18 protein-coding genes and 1 tRNA gene are annotated in these 26,105 nt (G+C 72.7%); 7 read left to right on the forward strand and 12 right to left on the reverse strand.

From position 1 onward, the window contains the following. Positions 1-3: 3 nt before the first annotated feature. Positions 4-76, reverse strand: a tRNA-Asn gene (locus tag GA0070562_RS15370). Between the two features lie 267 nt (positions 77-343). On the opposite strand from GA0070562_RS15370, the gene GA0070562_RS15375 reads away from it, so the two are divergent. Both GA0070562_RS15375 and GA0070562_RS15380 read left to right on the forward strand, forming a co-directional pair. Then, positions 344-730 carry a hypothetical protein gene (locus tag GA0070562_RS15375; protein WP_091421552.1) on the forward strand — a complete coding sequence of 129 codons (387 nt, stop codon included), beginning with the start codon at positions 344-346 and terminating at the stop codon, positions 728-730. Positions 731-826: 96 nt separating this feature from the next. Next, positions 827-2,011, forward strand: coding sequence for an ROK family transcriptional regulator (locus GA0070562_RS15380; protein ID WP_091421556.1), 1,185 nt, complete (start codon positions 827-829; stop codon positions 2,009-2,011). 135 nt (positions 2,012-2,146) lie between these two features. Here GA0070562_RS15380 and GA0070562_RS15385 read toward each other — a convergent pair whose 3' ends face one another. The 11 genes from GA0070562_RS15385 to GA0070562_RS15435 all read right to left on the reverse strand — a co-directional run bounded on the left by GA0070562_RS15385 (position 2,147) and on the right by GA0070562_RS15435 (position 17,996). Next, positions 2,147-3,154 (reverse strand): sugar phosphate isomerase/epimerase family protein, encoded by a 1,008-nt coding sequence (locus tag GA0070562_RS15385; protein WP_091421560.1) that lies wholly within the window; start codon positions 3,152-3,154, stop codon positions 2,147-2,149. 173 nt (positions 3,155-3,327) lie between these two features. Beyond that, positions 3,328-5,436 (reverse strand): ThuA domain-containing protein, encoded by a 2,109-nt coding sequence (locus GA0070562_RS15390; RefSeq protein WP_091422067.1) that lies wholly within the window; start codon positions 5,434-5,436, stop codon positions 3,328-3,330. Between the two features lie 17 nt (positions 5,437-5,453). After that, positions 5,454-8,291 (reverse strand): RICIN domain-containing protein, encoded by a 2,838-nt coding sequence (locus GA0070562_RS15395; RefSeq protein ID WP_091421563.1) that lies wholly within the window; start codon positions 8,289-8,291, stop codon positions 5,454-5,456. A 273-nt stretch (positions 8,292-8,564) separates the two neighbouring features. Continuing rightward, the gene (locus GA0070562_RS15400) at positions 8,565-9,632 is read right to left on the reverse strand and encodes a polyprenyl synthetase family protein (RefSeq protein ID WP_091421567.1); all 1,068 of its coding nucleotides are present in this window, start codon (positions 9,630-9,632) and stop codon (positions 8,565-8,567) included. Next, positions 9,629-10,078 (reverse strand): hypothetical protein, encoded by a 450-nt coding sequence (locus GA0070562_RS15405; RefSeq protein WP_091421569.1) that lies wholly within the window; start codon positions 10,076-10,078, stop codon positions 9,629-9,631. Before GA0070562_RS15405 ends, GA0070562_RS15400 begins: the two co-directional genes overlap by 4 nt. A gap of 313 nt (positions 10,079-10,391) precedes the next feature. After that, on the reverse strand, positions 10,392-11,564 hold the full coding sequence (locus GA0070562_RS15410; RefSeq protein ID WP_372443404.1) for a Gfo/Idh/MocA family protein: 1,173 nt from the start codon (positions 11,562-11,564) through the stop codon (positions 10,392-10,394). Positions 11,565-11,617: 53 nt separating this feature from the next. After that, positions 11,618-12,670, reverse strand: coding sequence for a substrate-binding domain-containing protein (locus GA0070562_RS15415; RefSeq protein WP_091421575.1), 1,053 nt, complete (start codon positions 12,668-12,670; stop codon positions 11,618-11,620). A 93-nt stretch (positions 12,671-12,763) separates the two neighbouring features. Continuing rightward, positions 12,764-13,852 carry an ABC transporter permease gene (locus tag GA0070562_RS15420; RefSeq protein WP_091421579.1) on the reverse strand — a complete coding sequence of 363 codons (1,089 nt, stop codon included), beginning with the start codon at positions 13,850-13,852 and terminating at the stop codon, positions 12,764-12,766. A 76-nt stretch (positions 13,853-13,928) separates the two neighbouring features. Continuing rightward, a complete protein-coding gene (locus GA0070562_RS15425; protein ID WP_091421582.1) occupies positions 13,929-15,497 on the reverse strand; it encodes a sugar ABC transporter ATP-binding protein in 1,569 nt (522 codons plus the stop codon). Further along, the gene (locus GA0070562_RS15430) at positions 15,494-16,672 is read right to left on the reverse strand and encodes an ROK family protein (RefSeq protein WP_091421585.1); all 1,179 of its coding nucleotides are present in this window, start codon (positions 16,670-16,672) and stop codon (positions 15,494-15,496) included. Before GA0070562_RS15430 ends, GA0070562_RS15425 begins: the two co-directional genes overlap by 4 nt. 241 nt (positions 16,673-16,913) lie before the next feature. Then, the gene (locus tag GA0070562_RS15435) at positions 16,914-17,996 is read right to left on the reverse strand and encodes a YihY/virulence factor BrkB family protein (protein WP_091421588.1); all 1,083 of its coding nucleotides are present in this window, start codon (positions 17,994-17,996) and stop codon (positions 16,914-16,916) included. 1,025 nt (positions 17,997-19,021) lie between these two features. Between GA0070562_RS15435 and GA0070562_RS15440 the strand changes: the two genes are divergently transcribed. The 5 genes from GA0070562_RS15440 to GA0070562_RS15460 all read left to right on the forward strand — a co-directional run bounded on the left by GA0070562_RS15440 (position 19,022) and on the right by GA0070562_RS15460 (position 26,078). Continuing rightward, positions 19,022-21,310: a TRAP transporter permease gene (locus tag GA0070562_RS15440; protein WP_091421591.1), complete on the forward strand. Its 2,289-nt coding sequence runs from the start codon at positions 19,022-19,024 to the stop codon at positions 21,308-21,310. Further along, positions 21,286-22,305 carry a TAXI family TRAP transporter solute-binding subunit gene (locus tag GA0070562_RS15445; protein WP_091421594.1) on the forward strand — a complete coding sequence of 340 codons (1,020 nt, stop codon included), beginning with the start codon at positions 21,286-21,288 and terminating at the stop codon, positions 22,303-22,305. Before GA0070562_RS15440 ends, GA0070562_RS15445 begins: the two co-directional genes overlap by 25 nt. 64 nt (positions 22,306-22,369) lie before the next feature. Further along, on the forward strand, positions 22,370-24,724 hold the full coding sequence (locus tag GA0070562_RS15450) for a sensor histidine kinase (RefSeq protein ID WP_091421596.1): 2,355 nt from the start codon (positions 22,370-22,372) through the stop codon (positions 24,722-24,724). Beyond that, positions 24,721-25,113: a roadblock/LC7 domain-containing protein gene (locus tag GA0070562_RS15455; RefSeq protein WP_091421601.1), complete on the forward strand. Its 393-nt coding sequence runs from the start codon at positions 24,721-24,723 to the stop codon at positions 25,111-25,113. Before GA0070562_RS15450 ends, GA0070562_RS15455 begins: the two co-directional genes overlap by 4 nt. After that, complete coding sequence (locus GA0070562_RS15460; protein WP_091421603.1) at positions 25,110-26,078, forward strand: TAXI family TRAP transporter solute-binding subunit; 969 nt, start codon at positions 25,110-25,112, stop codon at positions 26,076-26,078. The genes GA0070562_RS15455 and GA0070562_RS15460 overlap by 4 nt, the downstream gene beginning before the upstream one ends. Positions 26,079-26,105 lie beyond the last annotated feature (27 nt).

A 26,105-nucleotide genomic window follows, 5' to 3' on the forward strand; every position in this document is an offset into this window, starting at 1 on the left:
AAGCTCCCCCGATTGGACTCGAACCAATAACCTGCCGGTTAACAGCCGGCTGCTCTGCCAATTGAGCTACAGGGGACCGTGCACCGCTCGGTCCGGATCTCTCCGCTCCGTGCGACGGGGACAAGAGTACAGGACATCGGGGGGTGGCGCGCCAGGGGGTTACCGGACCGGACCTGACCGGCTGACGCGCCAGAATTACGGACAAATCGTCATCTCGGCACAGGGAGGCATGAGCGGAGAGCAGGATGGGTAGTTAGCCGTCGACAGAGAACGCAGGCGCGAGACGGTCGTTCCGCCGAACCGGCGGAGACCGGCGAGAGCGTCAGGTACGGAAGGAGCCGCCATGCGCGGAAAGATCATGTTTCTTGGCGGGCTGGCTGCGGGATTCGTCCTGGGCGCCCGTGCCGGCCGGGAGAAGTACGAGGAGCTGGTGGTCCGCGGGCGCAAGGTGCTCGACCACCCGACCGTCCAGGAGGCGGCCGGGGTCGCGCAGGCCCAGGCGACCCGGCTCTACTCGGAGGGCAAGGACAAGCTGGGGCAGACCAAGATCGGCGAGAAGCTCGCCACCGGCAACGGTGGCAAGCAGGGCATGACCGAGGCCGACAAGCCGTTCGCCGGCACGCCGGCCGCGGTCGGCAGCCGCAGCGCCAACGGCACGGGCTCGACCAGCTCGACCGGGTCGGCCACGACCGGCACGAGCAGCAAGCCGTCCACCGGCAACACGCTCTGACGCAAGCGGACAGCGGGCCGGTCACCTCCGGGTGACCGGCCCGCTCCCGTGTGCGCGGGCACGGATGTGGCACATTCTCGGTGGGGAGGTGACCACATGCCGATGGTCGGACCGGAGACGGCGGATCAGGCGCGGCTGCTGCGTCTGCTGCGCGACGACGGCCCACGCTCCCGGGTCGAACTGGCCGACCTCCTCGGCCTGCCCCGGGCCCGGTTCGCCGCCGAGGTGGACCGGCTGACCACGCTCGGCCTGGTGGAGAGCGCCGGGCCGGCCGCGTCGCGGGGCGGCCGCCGGTCGTCGCTGCTGCGCGTCGGCGCGCAGGTCCGGTTCGGCGCGGTGCTCGTCGGCGACGGCCTCCTGCGGGTCGCGCTCACCGACGGCGAACTGAACCCGCTCGCCCGGCACGACGAGCCGGTGGACGTCCGGCTCGGCCCGGACATGGTGGTCGGGCGCATCGTCGAACTGCTCGGCAAACTGCGCGGCGAGGCGGGACTGTCGTCGCTCACCGGCGTCGGCGTCGCGCTGCCCGCGCCGGTCGAGGTCCGCGACGGCTCGCCGGTCTCCGCGCCGGCCCTGCCCGGCTGGCACCGCTTCCCGGTACGCGACACGCTCGCCGCCGAGCTGGGCTGCCCGGTGCAGGTGGACAACGACGCCAACGCGATGGCCCTCGGCGAACGGCACGCCGGCACCGGCCGGCCGTTCGACGACTTCCTCTACGTCAAGCTGGGCGAGGCGATCGGCTGCGGGCTGGTGCTCGCCGGATCGCTCTACCGTGGTGCGGCCAGCGGGGCCGGCGACATCGGCCACTTCCAGCTCACCGAGGACGGGCCGCTCTGCGGGTGCGGCAACAACGGGTGCGTCGAGGCGTACTGCGGGGATGTCGCACTGGTGCGGGAGGCGGTGACCGCCGCGCGGGCCGGGCGCTCGACGGCGCTGGCGGACCGGCTGGCGGCGGCCGGGACGCTGTCGGTGGCCGACGTGGCAGCGGCCGCGACGGAGGGCGACGCGGCGGCGCAGACGCTCGTCCGCGACGCCGCCCGCCGGCTCGGGCGGGTGCTGGTCGGGCTGGTCAGCTTCGTCAACCCGGCCATCGTGATCATCGGCGGCGCGCCGGCCGGGATCGGGCCGGTCCTGCTCGCGGAGATCCGGGGCGTGGTCTACCGGCGCTCCACGCCGCTGGCCACCGGCAGCATGCCGATCGTCCTGTCCGACCTGGGCGACACCGCCGGCCTGATCGGCGCAGCCCACCTGGTCAGCACCCAGTCCTACGCCGCCCGCTAGCCCCCCGCGCCCCGCCCCCGGCGCCGCCGATCTTGCAGTTGCGGCCCACGGGATGTCGGTTACACCCCGTTTTGGGAGGGCCACAACTGCAAGATCGCGGGACAGGGAGGGGCGGGGGCGGGAGGGGCCGGGGGGTCAGTCGCGAGTGCTGAAGGCGGCGTCGAAGGCGGCGCTCGGGGCGTCGAAGGCCAGGCGGCGGACGAACTGGAGCGCCTCCGGCGCGCCGACCAGGCGGTCCATGCCGGCGTCCTCCCACTCGACCGAGATCGGGCCGTCGTAGCCGATCGCGTTCAGCGCCCGGAAGCAGTCCTCCCACGGCACGTCGCCGTGGCCGGTGGAGACGAAGTCCCAGCCGCGCCGCATGTCGGCCCAGGGCAGGTGGGAGGAGAGCCGGCCGCGCCGCCCGTCCCCGGTACGGACCTTCGCGTCCTTGCAGTCCACGTGGTAGATCCGGTCGGCGAAGTCGAAGATGAAGTTCACCGGGTCCAGCTCCTGCCAGACGAAGTGCGACGGATCCCAGTTGAGCCCGAACGCCTCCCGGTGCCCGATCGCCTCCAGCGTGCGCTTCGTGGTCCAGTAGTCGTAGGCGATCTCGCTGGGGTGCACCTCGTGCGCGAACCGCACGCCCACCTCGTCGAACACGTCGAGGATCGGGTTCCACCTGTCGGCGAAGTCCTGGTAGCCGCGCTCGATCATGGCCGGCGGCACCGGCGGGAACATCGCCACCGTGTGCCAGATGGACGAGCCGGTGAAGCCCACGACGGTGCGTACGCCGAGCTTCGCCGCCGCCCGCGCGGTGTCCTTGATCTCCTCGGCGGCCCGCTGCCGCACGCCCTCCGGCTCGCCGTCACCCCAGATCCGGGCCGGCAGGATGTCCTGGTGCCGCTCGTCGATCGGGTGGTCGCAGACGGCCTGCCCGACCAGGTGGTTGGAGACGGCGAACACCTGGAGGTTGTGCTTGGCGAGGGTGGCCCGCTTGCGCTCCACGTACGAGTCGTCGGCGAGCGCCTTGTCCACCTCGAAGTGGTCGCCCCAGCAGGCGATCTCCAGCCCGTCGTAGCCCCACTCGGCGGCGAGCCGGCAGACCTCGTCGAACGGCAGATCGGCCCACTGGCCGGTGAAGAGCGTGATGGGTCGCGCCATTGTCCTTCTCCCCTGTGGTGATGGGGGATTCCGTCGCGGACCGGGGCGAGGACGACCGGAGGCGGCGGCACGTGGGAACCGGTGGACGCCGGAGCGTCTGCTCCCGGGCGGGTTGCGCCTCCCGCCGGGTCACCGGCCACCTCGCGGTCGCCGCCTCCACTCTATGGCCTCCGTCAGGGCAGGGTCCAGCGCTGGTTCGCCGCGCCGGTGCACGTCCACAGGTGCACCGCCGTGCCGTCGGCCGAGTTGTTGCCCGACACGTCCAGGCACTTGCCCGACGACGGGTTACGCACCGTCCCGTCCGCCTGCGCCGACCAGTTCTGCGCACCCGTGCCGTTGCACGAATACAACTGGATCTTCGTGCCGTCCGCGCTGCCGCCACCGGAGACGTCCAGGCACTTGCCGAGCGCCTTCACCGGCCCGTTGGGCGTGACCGTCCACGACTGCGCCGACGAGCCGTTGCAGGTGTAGAGCTGGATCTGCGTGCCGTCGGCCGACGAGCCGCTGCGCACGTCCAGGCACTTGCCGGCCAGGCCCTTCACCGGGCCGGAGCCGCCGGTCCCGGTCGAGCGGACCAGCGTGAAGTCGTCGACGTCGAACAGCCCGGAGCCGCTGCCGGTGAACGTCAGGTGGACGCTCTGCGTACCGGACGGCACACCGGTCAGCGCGGTGGACACGTCGGCGAACGTGGTCCAGCCACCGGTGTTCGGCACCGCCACCTGGCCGAGCAGCGGGCCGGTCGGCGAGCCGGTGCGCACCTGGAGCGTGCCGCCCGGGCCGCCGGAGACCACCCGGGCCCGCAGCGCCGTCACACCGGTCAGGTCCAGCCCCGGGTACGCGGCCCAGTCGCCCGGGTCCACGTACCCCAGGGTCTGGCCGCCGTTGGCACCGGCCTTGGGGTACGCGCTGACGCCGCTCGCCGTGCCGAACGCCTCGGCCTGGACCGTGGTGTTGCCGGTCGGCGGCGGCGTGCCGCCGAGTTCCTTGATCCGGATGTTGCGGAACGACACGTCGTCGCCGGTGCCGTGGTTCTGGATGCCGACGTGCCCGGCGAGCGACCGGACCGGGTCGGTGTTGGTGAAGTCGTTTATCCGTACGCCGTTGAGGAAGACCTGGAGCCGCTCGGACTCGACCAGGATCTCGTAGGTGTTCCACTCCCCCGCCGGGTTGAGCGCCGCGTCCCGGGCCGCCAGATCGGCGGAGGAGAACCCGTAGATCGCGCCGGTGGTGCGGTCGGCCGCGTCGGTGGGGTCGATCTGTACCTCGTATCCGTTGTCCACCGCCGAGTTCGGGTCGCTCGACGGCGGGAAGCCGACGAACACGCCCGAGTTGTCGTCACCGGCCAGCCGCCAGTCCAGCTTCAGCGAGTAGTTGGTGAACTGCTTCGCGCTGTACCAGTAGAGACCCATGCCGCCGACCGAGGTGAGCGTGGCGTCGGCGCTGGTGAAGCTGCCCGGCCCGGCCTGGGACCAGCCGGTGGTGCCGCCGTTGTAGAGCGCGGTGTAGCCGGTCTCCGGCCGGCAGTCGGCCTTCGTGCGCCCGGCGGCGTAGCGGATGCCGCCGAGCAGGTGCGCCCGGAACGCCGCGTCGGCGTAGGACGCCTGGGTGTGGCCGCCGCCGGTGTAGAAGGACCGGCCACCGCTGTACGTCTTGCACCAGGCGTGCGGGTGGTCGCCGCCCATCGAGCCCCCGGAGTACGAGGATTCGTCCAGGCTCGCCAGCACGTGCGCGGTGGAGCGGGCGTTGGAGCGGTAGTCGTACCACTCGTCGGTGCGGTTCCACCGCTGGGGCAGGTGCGCGGTTGCCGCGTGCGCCCGGTCCTCCACCTTCACGACGGCCGGCTGGATGGCCGGGTGGGAGGCGAACCAGGCGCCGACCAGGTTGCCGTAGAACGGCCAGTCGTACTCGGTGTCGGCGGCGGAGTGCACGCCGACGTACCCGCCGCCGGCGCCGATGTACGCCTCGAACGCCGACTGCTGGCTGGCGTTGAGGACGTCCCCCGTGGTGTTGAGGAAGATCACCGCCTCGAAGCGGGCCAGGTTGGCGGTGGTGAACTGGGCGGCGTCCTCGGTGGCGGTGACGGTGAAGTTGTTCGCCGTGCCCAGCTCGCGTACGGCCTGCACGCCGGTGGCGATGGAGTCGTGACGGAAGCCCGCGGTCTTGGAGAAGACGAGCACGTCGTAGGGGGCGTCGGCGGCCGCCGCCGGACCCGCCGGGACCGTGCAGGCGATGGTGGCGAGGACGGCGGTCACCGCCCCCAGTGCGGAACGCAGGAGTTTCATCTGGTTCTCCTTCATCCTCACGGCAGGGTCCAGCGCTGGTTCGCCGCGCCGGTGCACGTCCACAGGTGCACCGCCGTGCCGTCGGCCGAGTTGTTGCCCGACACGTCCAGGCACTTGCCCGACGACGGGTTGCGCAGCGTGCCGTCCGCCTGGGCCGACCAGTTCTGCGCGCCCGTGCCGTTGCACGTGTAGAGCTGGATCTTCGTGCCGTCCGCGCCGGCGCCGCCGGATACGTCCAGGCACTTGCCGAGCGCCTTCACGGTGCCGTTGGGCGTCACGGTCCACGACTGCGCCGTCGTGCCGTTGCAGGTGTAGAGCTGGATCTGGGTGCCGTCGGCGGTGGCGGCGTTGCGGACGTCCAGGCACTTGCCGGCCAGGCCCTTGACCGGGCCGGTGCGGACGGCCGACGTGGTGAGCGTGAACGCGTCCAGGTCGTAGAGCGCCCCGGTGCCACCGGCGAACGTCAGGTAGAGCGTGGTGGTGCCGGCCGGCGGATTGGCGATCGTGCCGGTGACTGTGGCGAACGTGTCCCAGGCGCCGGTGACCGGGACGGTGGCCGAGCCGAGCACGGTGCCGGTGGCCGAGCCGGCCCGCACCTGGAGCGTGCCGCCGGCCCCGGCGGACGAGACCCGGGCGGTGAATCCGGTGGCGTCGGCCAGCAGGTACGGCTGGAACGCGATCCAGTCGCCGTTCTGGATGTCGCCGACGGTCTTGCCGCCCTCGGCGGTGGCCTTGTCGAACGTGTTGATCCCGGACGACGTCCTGAAGTGCTCGGCCTGCCGGTGCCGCGGCTGGAGCGTGTGCTGGGTGTGGGTGGTGAGGCCGCCGGAGTCGGTGTACTCGGCGTCGAAGACGGCGAAGATGTTCGCCGCGTCGTCGTGCTCACCGTCGACGGGTACGGCGATCGAGCCGGTGCAGCCGGTCGCCGAGGTGATCTGGTGGCCGTGCTGGTCGTGCCCGAGCACGTAGGTCATCTTGACCTTCGTGCAGTCGATCGTGGCGTCCTCCGGGTCGGTGACGGTGATCCGGAACGGCACGGTGTCGCCGAAGGAGAACAGCTTGCCGTTGCCGGGCGTCTCGATCACCACCGTCGGCGCGGTGTTGCCCACTGTGACCGTCACGCTCGCGGTGCCGCTGGCGCCCTGCGGGTCGCGGACGGTGAGCGTGGCGGTGTACCTGCCGTTCGCGGTGTAGGTGTGCGAGGGGTTCGCCGCGGTGGAGGTGCCGCCGTCGCCGAACGTCCAGGCGTACGTCAGCGCGCCGCCCTCCGGGTCGGACGAGCCGGCCGAGGAGAACGCCACTGTGAGCGGCGCGGCGCCGGAGGTCCGGTCGGCGGCGGCGCGGGCCACCGGGGCGCGGTTGGCGCCGCCCAGATAGTCGAATCGGTACAGCGCCGAGTTGGCGTCGCCGTTGAAGTAGCCGGTGCCGTAGTCGAGCACGTAGTACGCGCCGTCCGGGCCGAACGCCGAGTCCATCACCTGCTTGCCGGTCCACGGGAAGCTGTCGATGGTGCCGGGTGAGCCGTCCGCGTCGACGTGGATCGGCTTGATCCAGCCCCGGCCGAACTCGGTGGCGAAGAACTGCCCGTCGAACGACTGCGGAAACTTCGTGGTGGAGGGGTTCGCCGCGTCGTACCGGTAGACCGGGCCGCCCATCGGCGACTCGGAGCCCCCGCCGAACTCGGGCGGGCTGCCGGCGTCACCGGCGTAGCGGATCCAGGACGGCTTCGCCGCCGGCAGCGTGGCCAGGCCGGTGTTGCGGAACGAGTTGTTCGTCGGCCCGCCCGTGCAGTTGAACTTCGGGCCGGCGGTCCCGGTGGCGAAGTCCCACTCGGCGTACGTCTCGGCCGCCGTGTTGGTGCCGGTGCAGTACGGCCAGCCGTAGTTGCCGGGCGCGGTGACCCGGTCGAACTCGACCTGCCCGGACGGGCCGCGGGCCGTGGTGGTGCCGGCGTCCGGCCCGTAGTCGCCCACGTAGACGACGCCGGTGGCCTTGTCGACACTGATCCGGAACGGGTTGCGGAAGCCCATCGCGTAGATCTCCGGGCGGGTCCGCGCGGTCCCGGGCGCGAAGAGGTTCCCGGCCGGGATCGAGTACGTGCCGTTGGCGTTCACCTTGATCCGCAGGATCTTGCCCCGCAGGTCGTTGGTGTTGCCGGCGCTGCGCTGCGCGTCGTACCCGGGGTTGCGGTTGGTCCGCTCGTCGATCGGCGCGTAGCCGGCCGAGTCGAACGGGTTGGTGTCGTCGCCGGTGGACAGGTAGAGGTTGCCGGCGGCGTCGAAGTCGATGTCGCCGCCGACGTGGCAGCACAGCCCCCGGTCGGCCGGTACGTCGAGCACGTCGACCTTGCTGGCCTGGTTGAGCGTGAAGTCGGCGTTGAGCGTGAACCGGGAGAGCCGGTTGACGCCCTGCCAGGCGGAGAAGTCGGTGCCGGTGGCGGGCGCGTCCCCGGCCGGGGTGGACAGCGGCGGGGCGTAGTAGAGGTAGATGTGCCGGTTGGAGGCGAAGCCGGGGTCGACGCCGACGCCCTGGAGCCCTTCCTCGTCGTGGGTGTAGACCGGCAGCGTGCCGACGACTGTGGTGGCGCCGGCCGCGTCGGTGCGGCGCAGCGTGCCGTTGCGGGCGGTGTGCAGGACCGACCGGTCGGGCAGCACCGCGAGCGACATCGGTTCGCCGGTCTCGGCGACACCGCGGGCGAGTTCGACCTGCTGGAAGTCGCTCGCCGAGATCGGGTGGGCGGACGCCGGGACGGGCGCCGCGGCCGTGGTGACGATGCCGGCGGTGGCAGCGAGCAGCAGCGCTGCGGCAGCGGCGATCGGTCGCCGGGCACGGGGGTGGTGGGGGTGGCTGGACATGCTGTGCTGTCCTTCCTGACGCGCGCAGCCAGGACCGGGCGCGCGTCGCGCCGGATGCCGAGCAGGGGATGCTGCGCCGGCCTGCCGGGGAGGTCGGCGGGCCGCGACCTCCGGTCAGGACCGGGGGTCACCTCGCCGAGGCGGGCGGTGCGGGGCGGTCACCTCGGCGAAACAGCGTTGTGCTGGGCACGACATTAAAACCTTTCGATCAGTCTGTCCATAGCTTCTGATCGATCGGCTTTGACTTTCGGCGCTCAGCGACAAAAGTGGGTGTCACTCGTGGCGGTCGACCGCCCGCTCCGCGAGCGCCGCCAGCACCCGTCGCGCCGGCTCCGCAAGCGGCAGCGCATCCAACGCGACCAGTGCGGCGTCGGCCCGGGTGCGGATCATCCGCTCCACCGCCTCCCGGGCGCCGGACTTCTCGACGATGCCCCGCACCTCGGCCGCGCCCGCCTGGTCGAGGCCGGGATCGCCGACCAGCTCCCCCAGCCGGGCCGCGCCGGCCGGGGAGGCGGACGCCCGCGCCAGCGCCAGCAACACGGTCGGCTTGCCCTCCCGCAGGTCGTCCAGGTTGGACTTGCCGGTCACCGACGGGTCGCCGAAGACGCCGAGCAGGTCGTCGCGGAGCTGGAACGCGTCCCCGAGCGGGTCGCCGAACCCGGCCAGCGCCGCCACCTCCTCCGGAGCCGCACCGGCGAGCGCGGCGCCGATCTGCACCGGACGGGTCACCGTGTAGCGGGCCGTCTTCAGCCGTACCACGGTGAGCGCGTTCGCCACCGAGCCGTCCCCGGCCGCCCCGACCACGTCCAGGTACTCCCCCGCAATCACCTCCGAGCGCATCCGGGCCAGCAGCCCGTGCCCCCGGCGCAGCCACTCCGGCGGCAGTCCGCACCCGTGGAACATCTCGGCCGACCAGGTGGCGCACAGGTCGCCGCAGAGCAGTGCCGCCTGCCGCCCGTACGCCGCCGGGTCGCCCTGCCAGCCGCAGCGGGCGTGCAGGTCGGCGAAGAGCCGGTGCAGCGTCGGCGCGCCCCGGCGGCGGTCGCTGCGGTCCACGATGTCGTCGTGGATCAGCGCGAACGCGTGGAACAGCTCCAGCGACGCCGCGGCGACCACGATCGGCGAGGCGTCCGCGCCGCCGAACCCCCGCCAGCCCCAGTAGCAGAACAGCGGGCGCATCCGCTTGCCGCCGGCCAGCACGAACCAGCGCAGAGCGGTGTGGACGGCCCCCGTACCGTCGTCCGGCCGGCCCGGCTCTCTCGCGTCCAGGAACGCGGCGAGCGCGGCGTCGAAGCGGCCCCGCAGCAGGGCCGGGTCGGTCGGTGCGACGGTTACGGTCATGGTGCCTCCCAGGCCGGTCCGGCGAGTTCGAGCAGCAACGCCTGCACGTCAGCGGCCTCCACCCGGGGCCGGATCGCGGCCCGGTCGAGGCAGAGCAGCACCGGGCCGAACGCGGTCAGCTCGTCGCGGGCGAACGGCGGGCCGGCAGCCGTGCCGGGAGCCGTCTCCGCGTCGTCGCGCGGCCGCCGCGTCTGCGGCAGCACCCCAGAGGTGTACGTCTCGACGTCGAGCTGGTCGCAGCGGGCGACCGGACGGGCGGACAACGCGGCGAACGCCTCGCGCGGCACCGGGCCGGCCGGATCGGGTGCCTCGACGGCCGCGGGCACCGGGACCTCGACCGCGGGCAGGCCGGCGGCGCGCAGCCCGGTCAGGACCTCCGCCGGCTGCTCCCAGGCACACACCAGGTGCGCGAGATCCGGGAAGATCCCGAGCCGGCCGGTATCCATGTCTGAGAATACCTCGCGTGCTTGTCCCGTCGACTCCACCGGACAGCCCGGTTCGGGCTCGAAGCCGGCCCGGCGACGGCGGGCGCGGCGGCCACCGGTGTGGCCGGCCGGAGCCCGAGCAAGAAAGCCGGTCCGCCGGTGCGGCCGGGGAATCCCGGTCCGGCCGCACCGGAGGGCCGTGCTGGTCGTGCCGGCGGATACCGGCGGCACGCTCCCGGAGCCGGCCTCGTCCCCGCCGCGGGGCGCAACCGCGGCGGGCCCTCGCCGGCCGGCGCCGGTGAGTGTCGGCGGACCCCGCGGGGTCCGCCTCGGGTCAGGCGGAGGCTTCGGCCAGTGCGGGCTCCACCTCCGTCCAGGCGGCCCGCTCGGCCGAGCGGGTCACCGCGTCGAGCACGAGCTGGACCTGAAGCGCGTCGGCGAACGACGGGGCCGGGTCGGCGCCGGTGGCGACCGCCTCGACGAAGTCGCGCGCCTGGTGGGTGAAGGAGTGCTCGTAGCCGATGATGTGACCGGGCGGCCACCACGCACCCAGGTACGGGTGGTCCGGCTCGGTCACCAGGATCCGGCTGAAGCCCTGCTCGGCAGCGGGCCGGGTGGCGTCCAGGAACTCCAGCTCGTTGAGGCGTTCCAGGTCGAACACCACGCTGCCGCGCGAGCCGTTGATTTCGACCCGCAGGGCGTTCTTGCGGCCGGTGGCGAACCGGGTCGCCTCGTACGTGGCCAGCGCTCCCCCGTCGAGCCGGGCCACGAACACCGCCGCGTCGTCCACAGTCACCTGGCCCGTCGCGCTGCCGTTTCCGTCCGCCCGCGCGGCCAGGCCGCTCGACCCGGCGACGAGTGGCCGCTGCCGCACGAACGTCTCGGTGAGCGCGCTGACGCCGCTGACGAGCTGACCCGTGACGTACTGGGTCAGGTCGATGATGTGCGCGCCGATGTCACCGAGCGCGCCGGAACCCGCCCTGTCCTTCTGCAACCGCCACACCAGCGGGAACTGCGGGTCGACGATCCAGTCCTGGAGGTAGGTCGCCCGGACGTGCCGGATCTCGCCGATCCGCCCGTCGGCCACCAGTTGCCGCATCAGGGCGACAGCGGGCACCCGCCGGTAGTTGAAGCCGCACATCGCGCGTACCCCGGACTCGCGTGCCCGTGCCGCGGCCTCGGTCATCTCCCGGGCCTCGGCGACGCTGTTCGCCAGCGGCTTCTCGCACAGCACGTGCTTGCCCGCGGCGAGCGCGGCGAGTGCGATCTCGCCGTGGCTGTCCCCCGGTGTGCAGATGTCGACCACGTCGATCTCGTCGGACTCGACGAGCCGCCGCCAGTCGGTGGTGTAGCCGTCCCAGCCGAGCCGGTCGGCGGCCTCGGCCACCTTCGGTTCGTCCCGGCCGCAGACGAGCGCCATCCGTACCCGCGCCGGCAGGTCGAACACCCGGTTCACTGTGCGCCACGCCTGGGAGTGCGCGGCGCCCATGAACGCGTAGCCGACCATGCCGACCCGCAGGATGCTGTCGTGACTGGACAAGGTGGGTCTCCCCCCGTGTGTCAGAACCCGAGCTTCAGGTAGTCGCTCGCGTTCTCCTTGGTGATCGTCTCGGAGGCGAGCACGATCTCCTTCGGTACCTGGAGTTCGACCAGGTCGGACATGCCCTTGCCCTGGCCGATCAGGCGGGCCAGGGAGATGGCCGAGGAGGCCATCGACGGGCTGTAGGTGACTGTGGCCTTGAGGACCGTGTTGTCGGCGGCGATGTCCTCCATGGCCTTCTTGGAGCCGGCGCCGCCGACCATGAGGAATTCCTTGCGGTTGGCCTGGTTGACCGCCGCGAGCACGCCGATGCCCTGGTCGTCGTCGTGGTTCCAGACCGCGTCGATCTTCGGCAGCGCCTGGAACAGGCCGGTGGCGGCCTGCTGGCCGGAGTCGACAGTGAACTCCGCCGGACGCCGGTTGGCGACCTTGAACCCGTACGAGGCGAGCGTGTCGGCGAACCCCTTGGACCGTTCCTGGGTCAGCTCCAGCGACTCGATGCCGGGGATCTCGCCGATCACCGGGTTGCTCACGCCCTTGGCCTTGAGCTGCTCGGCGATGTAGGTGGCGGCGGCCACCCCCATGCCGTAGTTGTCGCCCTTGATCTGCAGCCGGTAGGCGCGCGCGTCCGGGAAGGCCCGGTCCAGGTTGACCACCGGGATGCCGGCCTTCATCGCCTCCAGGCCGAACGCGTTGAGTTCCTTGCCGTCGTGCGGCAGCAGCACGATCACGTCGGGCTTCTGCGAGATCAGCGTGGACAGCGCCGCCCGCTGGGCCGCCGCGTCCGCGCCGGCCTCGACCGACTTCAGCTCCACGTCCTGGTACGCTCCGGCCTGCGCCTTGGCGTTGTTGGTGATGGCGGCGATCCAGCCGTGGTCGGCGGCCGGGGCGGAGAAACCGATGCTCACCTTCTTGCCCGGCTCGGTGTTGGCGCCGGAACCGGCCGCCTTGGTCTGCGCCTCGGTCGGGCTCTGCTCGTTGCTGGTGCAGCCGGCGAGCAGTACCCCGGCGGAGACGGCGGCCCCGCCGAAGAGCAGCCGGCGGCGGGACAGGTCATGGCGCGGTGTTCTCATGACGCCTCCTGGGATGAGGTGGTGGGGTGGTTTCGGGTGTGGCGGGCCGGACCACAGTCGGTACGACGGTGGCCTGGGTGTGTGCGAATGGGGTCAGGTGGTGGTGGCCCGGTTGCGGGCGAGGAACTGGGTCAGGCTGCCGAACTGCACCTGCTGGACCAGGACGGCGGCGACGATGATGCCGCCCTTGACCATGTTCTGGGCCTCGGCGGAGAGGTTGTTGATGGCGAACAGGTTGGTGATGGTGGAGAAGATGATCACCCCGAGCAGGGAACCGATGATCGTGCCCCGCCCGCCGCTGAGCAGCGTGCCACCGATGATCGCGGCGGCGATCGCGTCCAGCTCGTAGAGGTTGGCCATCGCCGCCTGCGCGGAGGTGGCCTGCGCGGTCAGCATTACCGCGGCGATGCCGCAGCACAGGCCGGAGAGCGCGTAGAGCAGCACCGTGTGCCGGCGTACGTTGATGCCGGCGAGCCGGGCCGCCTCCGGGTTGCCGCCGACCGCCACCGTACGGCGGCCGAACGTGGTCCGGTTCAACAGCACCCAGCCGGCCGCCACCACCGCCACCAGGATGTAGACCAGCAGCGGGATGCCGAGCACGTTCGTGCTGGCGATGCCGTTGATGAACGTGTTGCCCGACACCTGGGTCTGCTTGTCGGAGATCTCCGCCGCCAGCCCTCGGGCGGCCACGAGCATGGCGAGCGTGGCGATGAACGGCACCAGCCGGCCGTACGAGACGAGCAGCCCGTTCACCACGCCGACGGCGAGTCCGACGGTGAGCGCGGTGAAGATCATGCCGCCCGCGCCGTAGCTCTGCGTGGCGACAGTGGTGCACCAGACCCCGGCCAGCGCCACGATCGCGCCGACCGACAGGTCGATGCCGCCGCCGATGATCACGAACGTCATGCCGACGGTGACCACGCCGACCACCGAGGCCAGCTTGAGGATGGTGAGCGTGTTGCCCCACACCCAGTTCGGGTCGCCGTAGAGGTCGGGGCGGGTCAGGATGCCGATGACCACGAGCACGACCAGCGTGGCGAGCAGGCCGAGGTTGCGCTTCGCGCCCTCCCCGCCGTCGCCGCGCCACCAGGAGAGCTTTGCCGGCGCGTCGACCTTGGCGGTCTCCGCCCGCTCCACCGGCGGCGACTGCGCGGGCAGCGAGGACTCTCTGACATCGCTCATGCCGGCGCCCCGCTTCGCGCGGCGCCGCCACGAGGCTCTCCGGCGCTGTGTCGATGATTCGCTCGCTGTCGCTCGCTCATGCCGGTGCGCCTTCCATGAGAGACCCCGCCATGACGAGGTCGAGCACGGTGTTCTCGTCCAGTTCGCCGGCCGGGGCCTCACGGACCACCCGGCCCTCCCGCATCACCAGCACCCGGTCGGCCAGGCCCAGCACCTCGGGCACCTCACTGGAGACCAGCAGCACCCCGACGCCACGGGCGGCCAGATCGCGGATCACCTGGTAAAGCTCGGCGCGGGCGCCCACGTCCACGCCCCGGGTCGGCTCGTCGAGCAGCAGCAGCCGGGTGTCCCCGAGCAGCCACCGCCCGACCACGACCTTCTGCTGGTTGCCGCCGGACAGCGTGCGCACCGGCCGCCGTACGTCCCGGGGCCGCAGCTCCAGCGACTCGGTGATCCGGTCCGCCTCGGCGCGTTCCCGTCCGGCGTCGGTGAAGCCGAGGCGGGCGTACCGGCTGAACGTGGCGAGCGTGACGTTGCGGTAGATCGGTTCGCCGAGCAGCAGCGCCTGACTCTTGCGCTCCTCCGGCGCCATGCCCATCCCGGCGCGCACCGCCGCGCCCACACTGCCGGGACGCAGCGCGCGGCCGTCCACCCGGACCGTCCCGGCGTACGCCCGGCGCGCGCCGAAGATGGTCTCCAGCAGCTCCGACCGGCCCGAGCCGACCAGTCCGGCGATGCCGACGATCTCCCCGGCCCGGACCCGGAGCGAGACGTCGGCGAACTCGCCGTGCCGGGTCAGCCCGTCCACCCGCAGCAGTTCCGCGCCGCCCCCGTCGCCGGGCGGACGCTGCGGGAAGACGTACTCGATGGTCCGCCCGGTCATCCGGGCGACCAGGTCGCGGGTGGGCGTCTCGCGGGCCGGCAGGCTCGCCGCCGTGGTCCGGCCGTCCTTGAGTACGGTGACCCGGTCGCCGATCTCGCGGATCTCCTCCAGCCGGTGCGAGATGTAGATGACCGCGATGCCCTGCGCGGTGAGTTCCCGGATGATCCGGAAAAGGTTCGCCACCTCGTCGTGGGCCAGCACCGCGCTCGGCTCGTCCATGATGATCAGCCGGGCCTCGTGGGACAGCGCCCGGGCCATGCTGACGACCTGCTTGCCGGCGGCCGGGAGGTGCCGCACCAGCCGTCCCGTCGGGATCTCCGCGTGGCCGAGCCGGGCCAGGATCTGCCGCGTACGCCGGGCCATGTGCCCCCGCCGGACGAAGCCGAGCCGGCGCGGCTCGTGGCCGAGGAACGCGTTCTCCGCCACCGACAGGTCGTCGACCAGGTCGAGTTCCTGGTAGATGGTGGCGATGCCGGCGCGCATGGCGGCCTGCGGGTTGGCGAACGCCGCCGCCTCGCCGCGCCAGACCACCTCGCCGGAGTCCGGCCGGTGCGCCCCGGCCAGCACCTTGATCAGGGTGGACTTCCCGGCGCCGTTCTGCCCCAGCAGGCAGTGCACCTCACCGGCCCGCACCTCCAGTTGCACGCCGTCGAGCGCGCGTACCCCCGGGAACGTCTTGACCACGTCGGTGAGGCGCAGCACCACCTCGCCAGCGACGGCGTCGGCGGGCGCCTCGACCAGTGGTTCGCCGGTGTCGCTCATGCTGCTTCTCCGAACGCGAGGTCGCTGGCGAGCACGGCGGCGCCGGCGACGCCGGCGCGCGGGCCCAGCTCGGACAGGACGACAGGCAGGTTGCCGGTGGCCAGCGGCAGCGAGCGGCGGTAGACCACGCTGCGGATCTCGGCGAGCAGGATGTGGCCGAGCTGGGCCAGCCCGCCGCCGATGACGATCATCGACGGGTTGGTGAAGCTGACCAGCCCGGCCAGTACGCTGCCGACCCGCCGGCCGCCGTCGCGGATGAGCTGAATGCAGGTGACGTCCCCCTCGATCGCCCCCTGCGCCACGTCCAACGCGGTCACCGCGCCCCGGGCGGCGAGCCGCTCGGCCAGCGCCGGGGACACCTCGGTGCGGGCCGCGACTGTCGCCTCCCGGGCCAGCGCGGCGCCGCTGAACACGGCCTCCAGGCAGCCGAGGTTGCCGCAGCTGCACATCGGACCGTTCGGATCGACCTGGATGTGGCCGATGTCCCCGGCGCATCCGTCGGTGCCCCGGTAGACCTCGCCGTGCAGGTAGATGCCGCAGCCGATACCGGTGCCGATCTTGATGAACAGGAAGTCGTCGACGGAGTGGGCCACGCCGCCGTGCCGCTCCCCGATCGCCATGATGTTGACGTCGTTGTCCACCACGGCCGGGCAGCCGTGCTCGCGGGTGAGCAGTTCGCGGACCGGGAACCGGTCCCACCCCGGCATGATCGGCGGGGAGACCGGCACGCCGTCGCGGAAGCTGACCGGCCCCGGCACGCCGATGCCCACCGCGTCGAGCCGCTCGTACGCGCCGTCCACCTTGGCCTTGTGCAGCAGCTCGTTCACCCGCTGGAGCGTCACCTTCGGACCGGAGCGGATGTCGGCGGCCTCGGTGTAGGCGGCCACCGTCTCCAGCCGGCCGTTGACCACCTCCACGTCGATCGAGCTGGCGCCCAGATCGACGGCGGCGAACCGCAGGTGCGGGCTCAGCTCGACGAGGGTGGAACGCCGCCCGCCGCGGGAGGCGGCAAGCCCGGCCTCGGCGACGTATCCGAGGGAGACGAGGCGTTCCAGCTCGGCGAGCAGGCGCGGACGGGGCATCTGGAGCCGGTCGCCGAGTTCCGCGCGGGACACCGCGCCCTCGTCCCGGAGCAGCCGCAGGAGCCGTACGTGCAGGGGGTCGACCGTCCGCACCGGCAGTCACCTCCGCCATCGGAGTCCGTCACATCGACCACGGCGATGTGTTGTGTCCGACACAGTAGGAGCCTTCCGGGCCGCATGTCCATAGCTTCGGCACGTCCGTTGCAAACTTTTGTCCATACGAACAAAAGCGGGTTCCGGATCATGAAAACGCGCCGCCCCGCCCGGGGTTCTTCCGGGCGGGGCGGCGCGTTCTCGGGTCAGACGCCTTCTCGGGGTCAGACGCGTTCTCTGGTCACCGGGAGGGCGTGCGGCCCTTCTTGCGCAGCTTCCGGTCGTCGCGCAGCTCGACGTAGGGCTCCTCGTCGGCCGGGTGCCCGGCGGCGATGGCCCGGCTGCGCTCCAGTTCGGCGTCGAACTCCGCGCCCAGCAGGATGGCGACGTTGCTCAGCCACAGCCACACCAGGAAGATGATCACGCCGGCCACCGCGCCGTACGTCTTGTTGTACGAGCCGAAGTTGCTGACGTAGAGCGCGAACAGGCCGGACACCACCAGCCAGAGCACCACCGCGAGCACGCCACCGGGGCTGACCCAGCGGAAGCCGCCGTGCCGGGCGTTCGGCGAGGCCCAGTAGAGGATCGCGAACATCAGGCTCACCAGCACCAGCAGCACCGGCCACTTGGCGATGTTCCACACCGTCACGGCGGTCTCGCCGAGCCCGATCGCGTTCCCCGCCTGCTCGGCCAGCCCACCGGTGAACACCACAATCACGGCGCTGATCAGCAGCATCACGCCGATCACCGCGGTCACGCCGAGGCGTACCGGCAGCGTCTTCCAGATCGGCCGCCCCTCCGGCACGTCGTAGATGCTGTTGGAGGCGCGCATGAACGCGGCGATGTAGCCGGAGGCCGACCAGAACGCCGCCACCAGACCGATGATCGCCGCGATGCTGGCCAGCCCGCCGGACTGGCCGGCCTGGTCGATCGCGCTCTCGATGATCTTGCGAATGTTCTCTTCCGGCACCGCCTGCCCGACGGTGTCCCGCACTCCTTCGGTGGCCCGGTCGCCGAGCAGGCCGAGCAGCGAGATCAGCACCAGTACGCCCGGGAAGATGGAGAGCACGCCGTAGTAGGTGAGCGCGGCGGCCCAGTCGGTCAGGCTGTCGTCCTGGAACTCCCGGACGGTCCGCTTGAGGGTCGCCATCCAGCCCGTGGCCGAAAGGTCGGCCGGGCTGTCCGGCCCGTCGTCCGGCCCCACCGGGCCGGCGCGCTTCCGCCCGCCGGGCCGGTCCTGCCCAGCGGTGACGTCGTCGCGCGCAGCGGGGGCGTCGTCGCGGGTGTCGTCGTGGACGTCGTGGGCGTCGTCGCGGGCGGCCATGGCACCTCCTCGTCGTCATGTCGTCCCGCACGACATGCCCTGACGAGGGCAGCGATAACCACCGCATCCGCGAACCGACCACTCGGCGGCCGGTCCCCGCCTACTTCCCCGCCGACCCGCTCCCCGGGCCGCCCCGCCCCCGACTTCCGCTCGCGCTCGCCGTGCCACTGCCCGCGCTCTGCCGCCGCCTCCTCCGTCGGCGCCTTCAGTCCCCCGCCGCCCTTTGCTCTGCAGCCACGCGCGCGACAGACACGCTCCGTAACCATGTGCGCCGATGGATGCAGAGCAAAGGAGGCGGGGGCCGCACTCCCGTCGGCACCCCACCGCGCTCCGCCCGAGACCTCGGCGAGCCGTCGTTCACTGCGACCGCTGATCGCCGAGATCTCGACGACCGTCACGGCGAGTGGAACGGCATGGGTGTCAAACAGGGCCGTAGGCACCCATGGTGTTCCACTCGGCGAGGGCCGCTCGACGGCCGTCCGCCGGCAGGCGCGCGAGCGAGGCACGGTGTATGGGCGGCGGATTTTCAGGGCACCGAAATGACGGCGTGGCCGTCTTCCGATGCCACCACCTCGGCGAAGTGGAGTGGACCGTGGAAACGCTGGACGGCGAACGCGCTCCCCCGACATTTCCCGCCCGGGTGAACGCGGCGGGCACGAGCGCGCACAATCCGGCGCGAGCCGGTGCGACGGGCGCTGTCCGAGCGAACCGCCGCGGCGCGGGAACCCGCCTGAGTGGACACGTTGCGTGACGACAAGCATCCCGGGCATGTCCATTCTTCATCGTTGTAAACGGTATCGGGGGTGAGCCCCCAGAGGCCACCTACCATCATTGCGAAACAGTTTCAAGAAATGGGTGCCACGAGTGAGCGGAGCGCCATTTCGTCACTCATTGCAATCACGATCAGCAATGTTCCCAAGATGCGCGCTATTCGCGTATCGTGCCCCCTCGTGCCGCCCGTTCGCCCCTCCGACGCGACTCCCCCCAAACCCCGGCCGCCGTCCGGCGGGCGACCGGGGTCCGACGTGGACGCCGAGGTGGTGTCGCTGCCGCCGGACGAAGGAAGCGTGGGCGGCCCCGAGTGGGCCGACGACGGGCCGGGCGAGACGCTCCACCACAGCCGAGCCGAACACCACACCTCGGACGAGCGGCGCAGCCGCCCCGAGGACACGACCCCGGGCGAGAACGAGACCCACACCCCGGGCGAGGGCGAAAGCCACCAGGAGCAGACCCCGGAGCAGGCCCACCAGGACGCCCGCGACCTGGCCGCCAGGTTCGAGGAGGAGAAACCGGGGCGGGTGCTCGCCGGGCCGGTCGGTGTCCTCTTCACCGGCATCACCGTCGCGGTCGGGCTGCTGACGCTCTGGCAGGTGTTCTTCCCGCTGGCCCAGGGCAGCAAGTACTACCTCATCTTCTTTCTGGCCGGCGTCCTGCCGATGGTGTTCCTCGCGTACCCCTCGGGGGTGCGGCTGCGGCGCACGGCGACCGACGCGGACGACCGGCGCGGACCGACGCCCGTGGACTGGCTGCTGGCCCTCGCGGCGCTCGTGGTCTGCCTCTACCCGGTGCTGCCGGTCACGATCGGCGCCGGTGGCGGCGGGTACGACGCCTTCCTCGACCGGCAGGGCCTGCTCGATCCGCTGGACCTGGCGTTCGGCACCGGGCTGCTGCTCCTGCTGCTGGAGGCGTGCCGGCGTACCACCGGATGGATCCTGCCGGCGGTCTGCGTGCTGTTCCTCGGGTACGGCTACTACGGCGGGCTGCTGCCGCAGGCCTGGCCGGTGGCGCACGCGGGGCTCGACTTCGGGCAGCTCGTCGACGCGTTCTACAACTCCGACAGCGGCTTCTACGGCACCCCGCTGGACGTGGCCGCCTCGTACATCGTGCTGTTCACCATCTACGGCGCGGTGCTCGACCTGTCCGGCGCGGGCCGGTTCTTCGTGGAGCTGTCCGCCGCCGCGTTCCGCCGCTCCCGTACGGCCGCCGGGCGCACCGCCGTCGCCTCGGGTTTCCTGCTCGGCACGGTCTCCGGCTCCGGTGCCGCCACCACCGTCAGCATCGGCGCGGTGACCTGGCCGATCCTGCGCCGCGCCGGCTACCCGGCCGAGCGCGCGGGCGGCATGCTCGCCGCCGCGGGTGTCGGGGCGATCCTGTCGCCGCCGACGCTCGGCGCCGCCGCGTTCATCATCGCCGAGTACCTGGGCGTGTCCTACCTCCAGGTGCTCGGCTGGGCCACCGTGCCGACGATCCTCTACTACCTGGGCATCCTGCTCTCCGTCGAGATCGACGCCCGGCGCTCCGGCGTGCGGCCGGTGGTCATCGAAACCGGCTCGGCGTGGCGGCTGCTGGCCCGCTTCGGCTACCACTTCCTCTCGCTCTTCGTGATCATCGTGGTGCTGGCGCTCGGCGCGTCGGCGATGCGCGCGGTGGTCATCGCGACCGCGATCGCGGCCGTGCTGTCCTTCCTGGACCGGCGGCACCGCCTCACACCGGCCCGGCTGGTGGCGGCGCTGCGCGACGGCGTACGCGGGGTGCTCGCGGTGAGCGCCGTCTGCGCCGCGGCCGGCATCATCACCGCCACCACCACGAAGACCGGACTCGGGCCGCAGGCCGCCGCGCTGCTGATCGACGGCGCGCAGGCGGTCAGCTCGGAGCCGGCCGTAGTGCTGGCGCTGACGGCGGTGCTCGCCGCGGTCGCGCTGAGCCTGCTGGGCCTCGCCGTGCCGGTCACCGCCTCGTTCGTCATCGGCTGGGTGATCATCGGCCCGGCGCTGCTGAACCTGGGCGTCGAGGCGCCCGCCGCGGCGATGTTCGTCTTCTACTTCGCGGTGCTGTCCGAGGTCTCGCCGCCGACCGCGCTGGCCGCTGTCGCCGCCGCCGCCGTCACCGGCGGCCGGCTGGTGCCGACCATGTGGCAGACCCTGCGGTACGCGCTGCCGGCGTACCTGATCCCGCTGGCCTTCGTGGTCACGCCGACCGGTCTCGGGCTGCTCGGCATCGGCGGGCCGGGCCGGATCGTGACGGCCGGCCTGGTGTCGGCGCTGGGCGTCGCCGTGCTGGCGGTCGCGGCCGGCGGCTGGCTGCCCGGTGTGGGCCCGGCCGGCGTGCCGGAGCGGATCGTCGGCGCGATCGCCGGACTGGTGCTGCTCTGGCTGGAACCGCTGCCCATGGCGATCGGCGCGGCGCTCGCCGCGCTCGCGGTCGCGGGCGTGTACGTCCGACGTGGCGCCGCCGGGCACGCCGGCCGCCCGGCGGTCGAAGAATCCGTGGACCTTGGGGAGGAGAGAGAGTGGGACGGATCGACGCGAGGATAGTGGCGGGCGTAGGGGCACTTGTCCTGGTCGCCGCCGGTGCCGCCGGCTGCGGGGGCCGTCAGGACGGCGCGGCGAAGGACGACGCCGCCCGCGAGGTCAGCTGCAAGGTCACCAAGGACACCCGGGTCGGCATCGCCACCGGCAACGCCACTGGCGTCTACTACGTGGTCGGCAACGCGCTCGCCGGTGAGCTGAGCAAGTCCACCGACGGCAAGCTCACCGGGACGGCCGCCGAGACCGGCGCCTCGGTGCAGAACGTCGAACAGCTCGTCGCCGGCCAGTACGACGTGGCGTTCTCGCTGTTCGACACCGCTGTCAACGCGGTGCAGGGCAAGGGGAGCTTCACCGCGCCGCAGCCGGTCAAGGCGCTGGCCCGGATCTACGACAACTACACGCAGGTGGTGGTCCGCGCCGACGCGGGGATCACGTCGGTGGCCGACATGAAGGGCAAGAAGATCTCCACCGGCTCGCCGAAGTCCGGTACCGAGGTCATCGCCAACCGGCTGCTCACGGCCGCCGGGCTGGACCCGGCCAAGGACATCCAGGCGCAGCGGCTGGACCTCACCAAGACCGTCGACGGCATGAAGGACGGCAGCATCGACGGCTTCTTCTGGTCTGGCGGTGTGCCGACCGGCGGGGTCACCGACCTGTTCACCACGTCCGGCGACAAGGTGAAGTTCGTCGACATCAGCCCGCTGTTACCGAAGATGGCCGAGCTGAACCCGGCGTACCAGGCGGGCACCATCGGCAAGGACATCTACCGGACCCCGGCCGACGTGCCCACCATCGTGGTGCCGAACGTGCTGCTGGTGCGCGACAACCTGGACGCCGACGTGGCCTGCGCGATCACCCGGACGGTCTTCGACAAGAAGGACGCGCTGGCCCAGGCGAACCCGGCGGCGAAGGGCATCGAGCTGGGCAACGCCCGCAAGACCGACCCGGTGCCGCTGCACCGCGGCGCGGAGCGGGCGCTGAGCGACCTCGGCGCGAGCTGACCTGAACGGGCCGGGCCCGGACGCGCGTCCGGGCCCGGCCCACCGACCCGACCCGGAGACCCCCGTGCCGCTGCCCCACCCGGCCCGCGTACGCCGGCATCACCGCTCCGCGGACCGCACCGGACGCCTCCGCTCGGTCCGCGTCCAACTGCTGGCGCCGATCCTGGTGGCCACCGCCGGCCTGGTCGTGCTGGGGGCGGCGCAGACCGGCGCCGCGCTCGACTCGTCCGCCGACGCCGACCGGGCCCGCGTGCTGGCCGGCACCGCCACCGCGACGGTACGGCTGGTGCACGAGCTGGAGCGCGAGCTGGGCGAGACGGCCGCGTTGCGCCAGCGCGGCGGTACGTCCGGCCGCCCGCTCGTGGACGCGCAGCGTCGCCGGGTGGACACGGCGGTGGACCGCTACCGCACGGCGCAGGGTGACGCGCGCCGGGCCGCCCCGGATCTGGCCGGGGTGCTGGACGACGCGCGCGGGCGCCTGGAGCAGCTCGCGCCGACCCGGGACCTGGCGCTGGCCGGTGAGCGCGGCGACCCGGCGTACGTGTCGCTGGTGGAGTCGCTGCTGGCGGTCGCGGACGCGCTGCCGAGCCAGCTCCGCGACGCCGAGCTGGCCAACCAGGCGCGCGAGGTGGCCGCGGTGGCCGCCCAGGAGCACCTGTCCGCGCTGGAGCGCGACCTGCTGCGGGCGGTGTTCGTCCGGGGTGGACTGCAAAGTGGCGAACTGGCCCGGCTGGGCCGGCTGCGGGGTGCCCGGGAGCAGCGGCAGGCCGAGTTCCTGCGGATCGCCTCCGCCCCGGCGAACAGGGCCTGGTACCGGCTGGTCGACGGCACCGACGTGACCACTGCCCGCCGGATACGTGACGCCGTGCTCGACTCCGACGGCGCGCCGGGCACGGTGAAGACCGACGGTGACGCCTGGTACGTGGCGCAGAGCGGCGCGATCCGCCGGTACAACCTGCTCGGCCGGGACCTGACCGACGGGCTGGACCGGGACGCGGCGGACCTGGCCGCGGCGGCCCGGTTGCGTGCGGTGGTGACCGCGGGCGCGACGAGCACCGTCGCGCTCGGGTCGCTCGTCACGGCCGTGCTGCTGGCGGTACGCACCAGCCGCCGGTTGCGCCGGCTGCGGGTGGCCGCGCTCACCATGGCCAACCGGGAACTGCCGGAGCGGATCACCGCGATCGCGGCGGGCGAGCGGACCCCGGCGGAGGGCCCGGCGACCCGGATGACCGACGGGATCCGCCGGGGCCGGGACGAGGTGGCGCAGGTCGCGGAGGCGTTCGACACGGTGAACCGGGCGGCGTTGCGGCTGGCCGGGCAGCAGGCCGAGTTGCGGCTGGACGTGACCCGGATGGCGGAGGCGCTGGCCCGGCGCATCCGTACGCTCATCACCCGGCAGCTGCGGCTGCTCGACGACTTCGAGCGCGAGGAGACCGACCCGGACGCGCTGGCCCGTCTGTTCGCGCTGGACCACCTCGCCGCCCGGTTGCGCCGCAACGGGGAGAACCTGCTGGTGCTGGCCGGTGGCGAACCGGGCCGCGGGCACGAGGGCGCGTTGCTGCTGGACGACGTGGTCCGGGCGGCGGCCTCCGAGATCGAGGACTACCCGCGAGTGGAGATCGACGTGCCGACCGCGGCGGTGCACGGCACGGCGGCCGGCAACCTGGTGCACCTGCTGGCCGAGCTGCTGGAGAACGCCACCGTCTACTCGCCACCCGAGGCCCGGGTGGTCGTCGACGGCCGGCGCACGGTCGACGGGCTGATGTTGCGCGTCCACGACCAGGGCATCGGCGTCAGCGAGAGCCGACTGGCCGAGATCAACGAGCGGCTGGCCGCGCCGGCCATGCTGTCCAGCGCCGCGGCGGGCAGCATGGGCCTGCACGTGGTGGCCCACCTGGCCGCCCGGCACGGGATCCGGGTGCAGTTGCACAACCCCGGCACGGGCACGGTGGCGCAGGTCGACGTACCGGAATCGGTGCTGACCCGGGTCGAGTCGGTGGCGTCGCGGCCGGCCGCGGAGCGGCGACCGCGCGCCGCGGCCTGGTTCAAGTCCGGGCCCGCCGGACGGCCGGCGGCCGGCGGCCGCAGCCTCGTCACCAGCGCCACGACCGTCGGCCCGGTGCGCGGCGTCGCCGCCGTCCGCACGCCCGGAGGCGCGTTGCTGGCGCCGAGCACGGCGCGGATCCGGCCGGTGAGTGTGCCGCCGACGCCCGTCCCGACCACCGCCGCCGGGCTGCCCCGGCGGCAGGTGGGCGGCCACCTGCCCGAGCCGATGCCGGACGCCACCGCGCCGCCGCCGGCCACCGACCTGCTGGACCCCGAAGTGGTACGTGCCCGGCTGTCCGCCCTCGCCGAGGGGGTGGCCAGCGCGACCCGCCGTGCCCCGAACACCACCAAACCCAACGGGAGAAGACCATGACCTCACCGTCCTCCGCCGGCCTGGACTGGCTGCTGGCGAACTTCGCCGAGCAGGTGCCGGACGTCTCGCACGCGCTCGCGGTCTCCGAGGACGGGCTGCGGCTGGCGTCCTCGCCGGACCTCGCCCCCGACCAGGTCGACCAGCTCTCGGCGGTGATCAGCGGGCTGGCGAGCCTGACCGTGGGCGCGGCCCGGCTGATGTCCGCCGGCCGGGTGCGTCAGCAGATCGTCGACATGGACGGCGGGGTCATGCTGGTGATGGCGGTGGGCGAGCGGGCACTGCTCGGCGTGCTGGCCGCGCCCGGCTGCGACCTGGGCCAGATCGGCTACGAGACGGCGACGCTGGTGCAGCGGGTGGCGGAGGCGCTGGAACCGGCGGTCCGACGGTGACCGGCCGCCCGCTGCGGCTGCTGGCCGCGCTGATGACGGCGGTCCTGGTGGCCGGCTGCGCGGCCGAGGACTCCGCCCCGGAGGCGTGGCACGGCGGGCGGATCTTCCTGGCCACCGGCAACACCACCGGCGTCTACTACCAGCTCGGCGGCGGGTACGCCGACCTGATCACCCGCCACCTGCCCGGGTACGAGGCGCGGGCGGAGCCGACCGGCGCGTCGGTGGAGAACATCACCCGGGTGGCGAGCGGCGACATGGAGATCGCGTTCAGCCTGGCCGACACGGCGGCGGACGCGGTCGACGGGCGCGGGGCGTTCGACAAGCAGCCGCAGCCGGTGCGGGCGCTGGCCCGGGTCTACAGCAACTACACCCACGTGATCGTCCGCGCCGACGACAAGATCGGCAGCTTCGCCGACCTGCGCGGCAAGCGCATCTCGACCGGTTCGCCGAAGTCCGGCACCGACATCATCGCCGGGCGCCTGCTCACCGCCGGTGGCATCGACCCGAACCGGGACATCCAGCGGTTCAACCTGTCGCTGCCGGAGACGGTCAAGCGGATGCGTGCCAAGGGTCTGGACGCCATGTTCTTCTCCGGCGGCCTGCCCACACCCGGCGTCAAGGACCTGCTCTCCTCCGCCCCCGGCACGTTCCGCCTGCTGCCGCTCGACGAGCTGATCGAGCCGTTGAGCGCCCGCTTCGGCGCGGTCTACACCACAGCGACGCTGCCGAAGGAGGTCTACGGCACGCCCGAGCCGACGCCGACGATCACTGTGGCGAACGTGATCCTGGTGGCGGCGGACATGCCCGAGCAGCTCGCGTACGACCTGACGCGGGTGCTGTTCACCTGGCAGGGCGAGCTGATCCAGGTGCACCCGGAGGCGGCGAACTTCAACCGGTCCAGCGCCGCGGCGACCCGGCCGATCCCGCTGCACCCGGGCGCGCAGCGGTTCTACCGCACCGGCTGAGCGCGGGAACCGTGCCGCCTCGGCCCG

It is taken from the genome of Micromonospora tulbaghiae (genome assembly GCF_900091605.1).
In the GTDB taxonomy this organism is placed as follows: domain Bacteria; phylum Actinomycetota; class Actinomycetes; order Mycobacteriales; family Micromonosporaceae; genus Micromonospora; species Micromonospora tulbaghiae.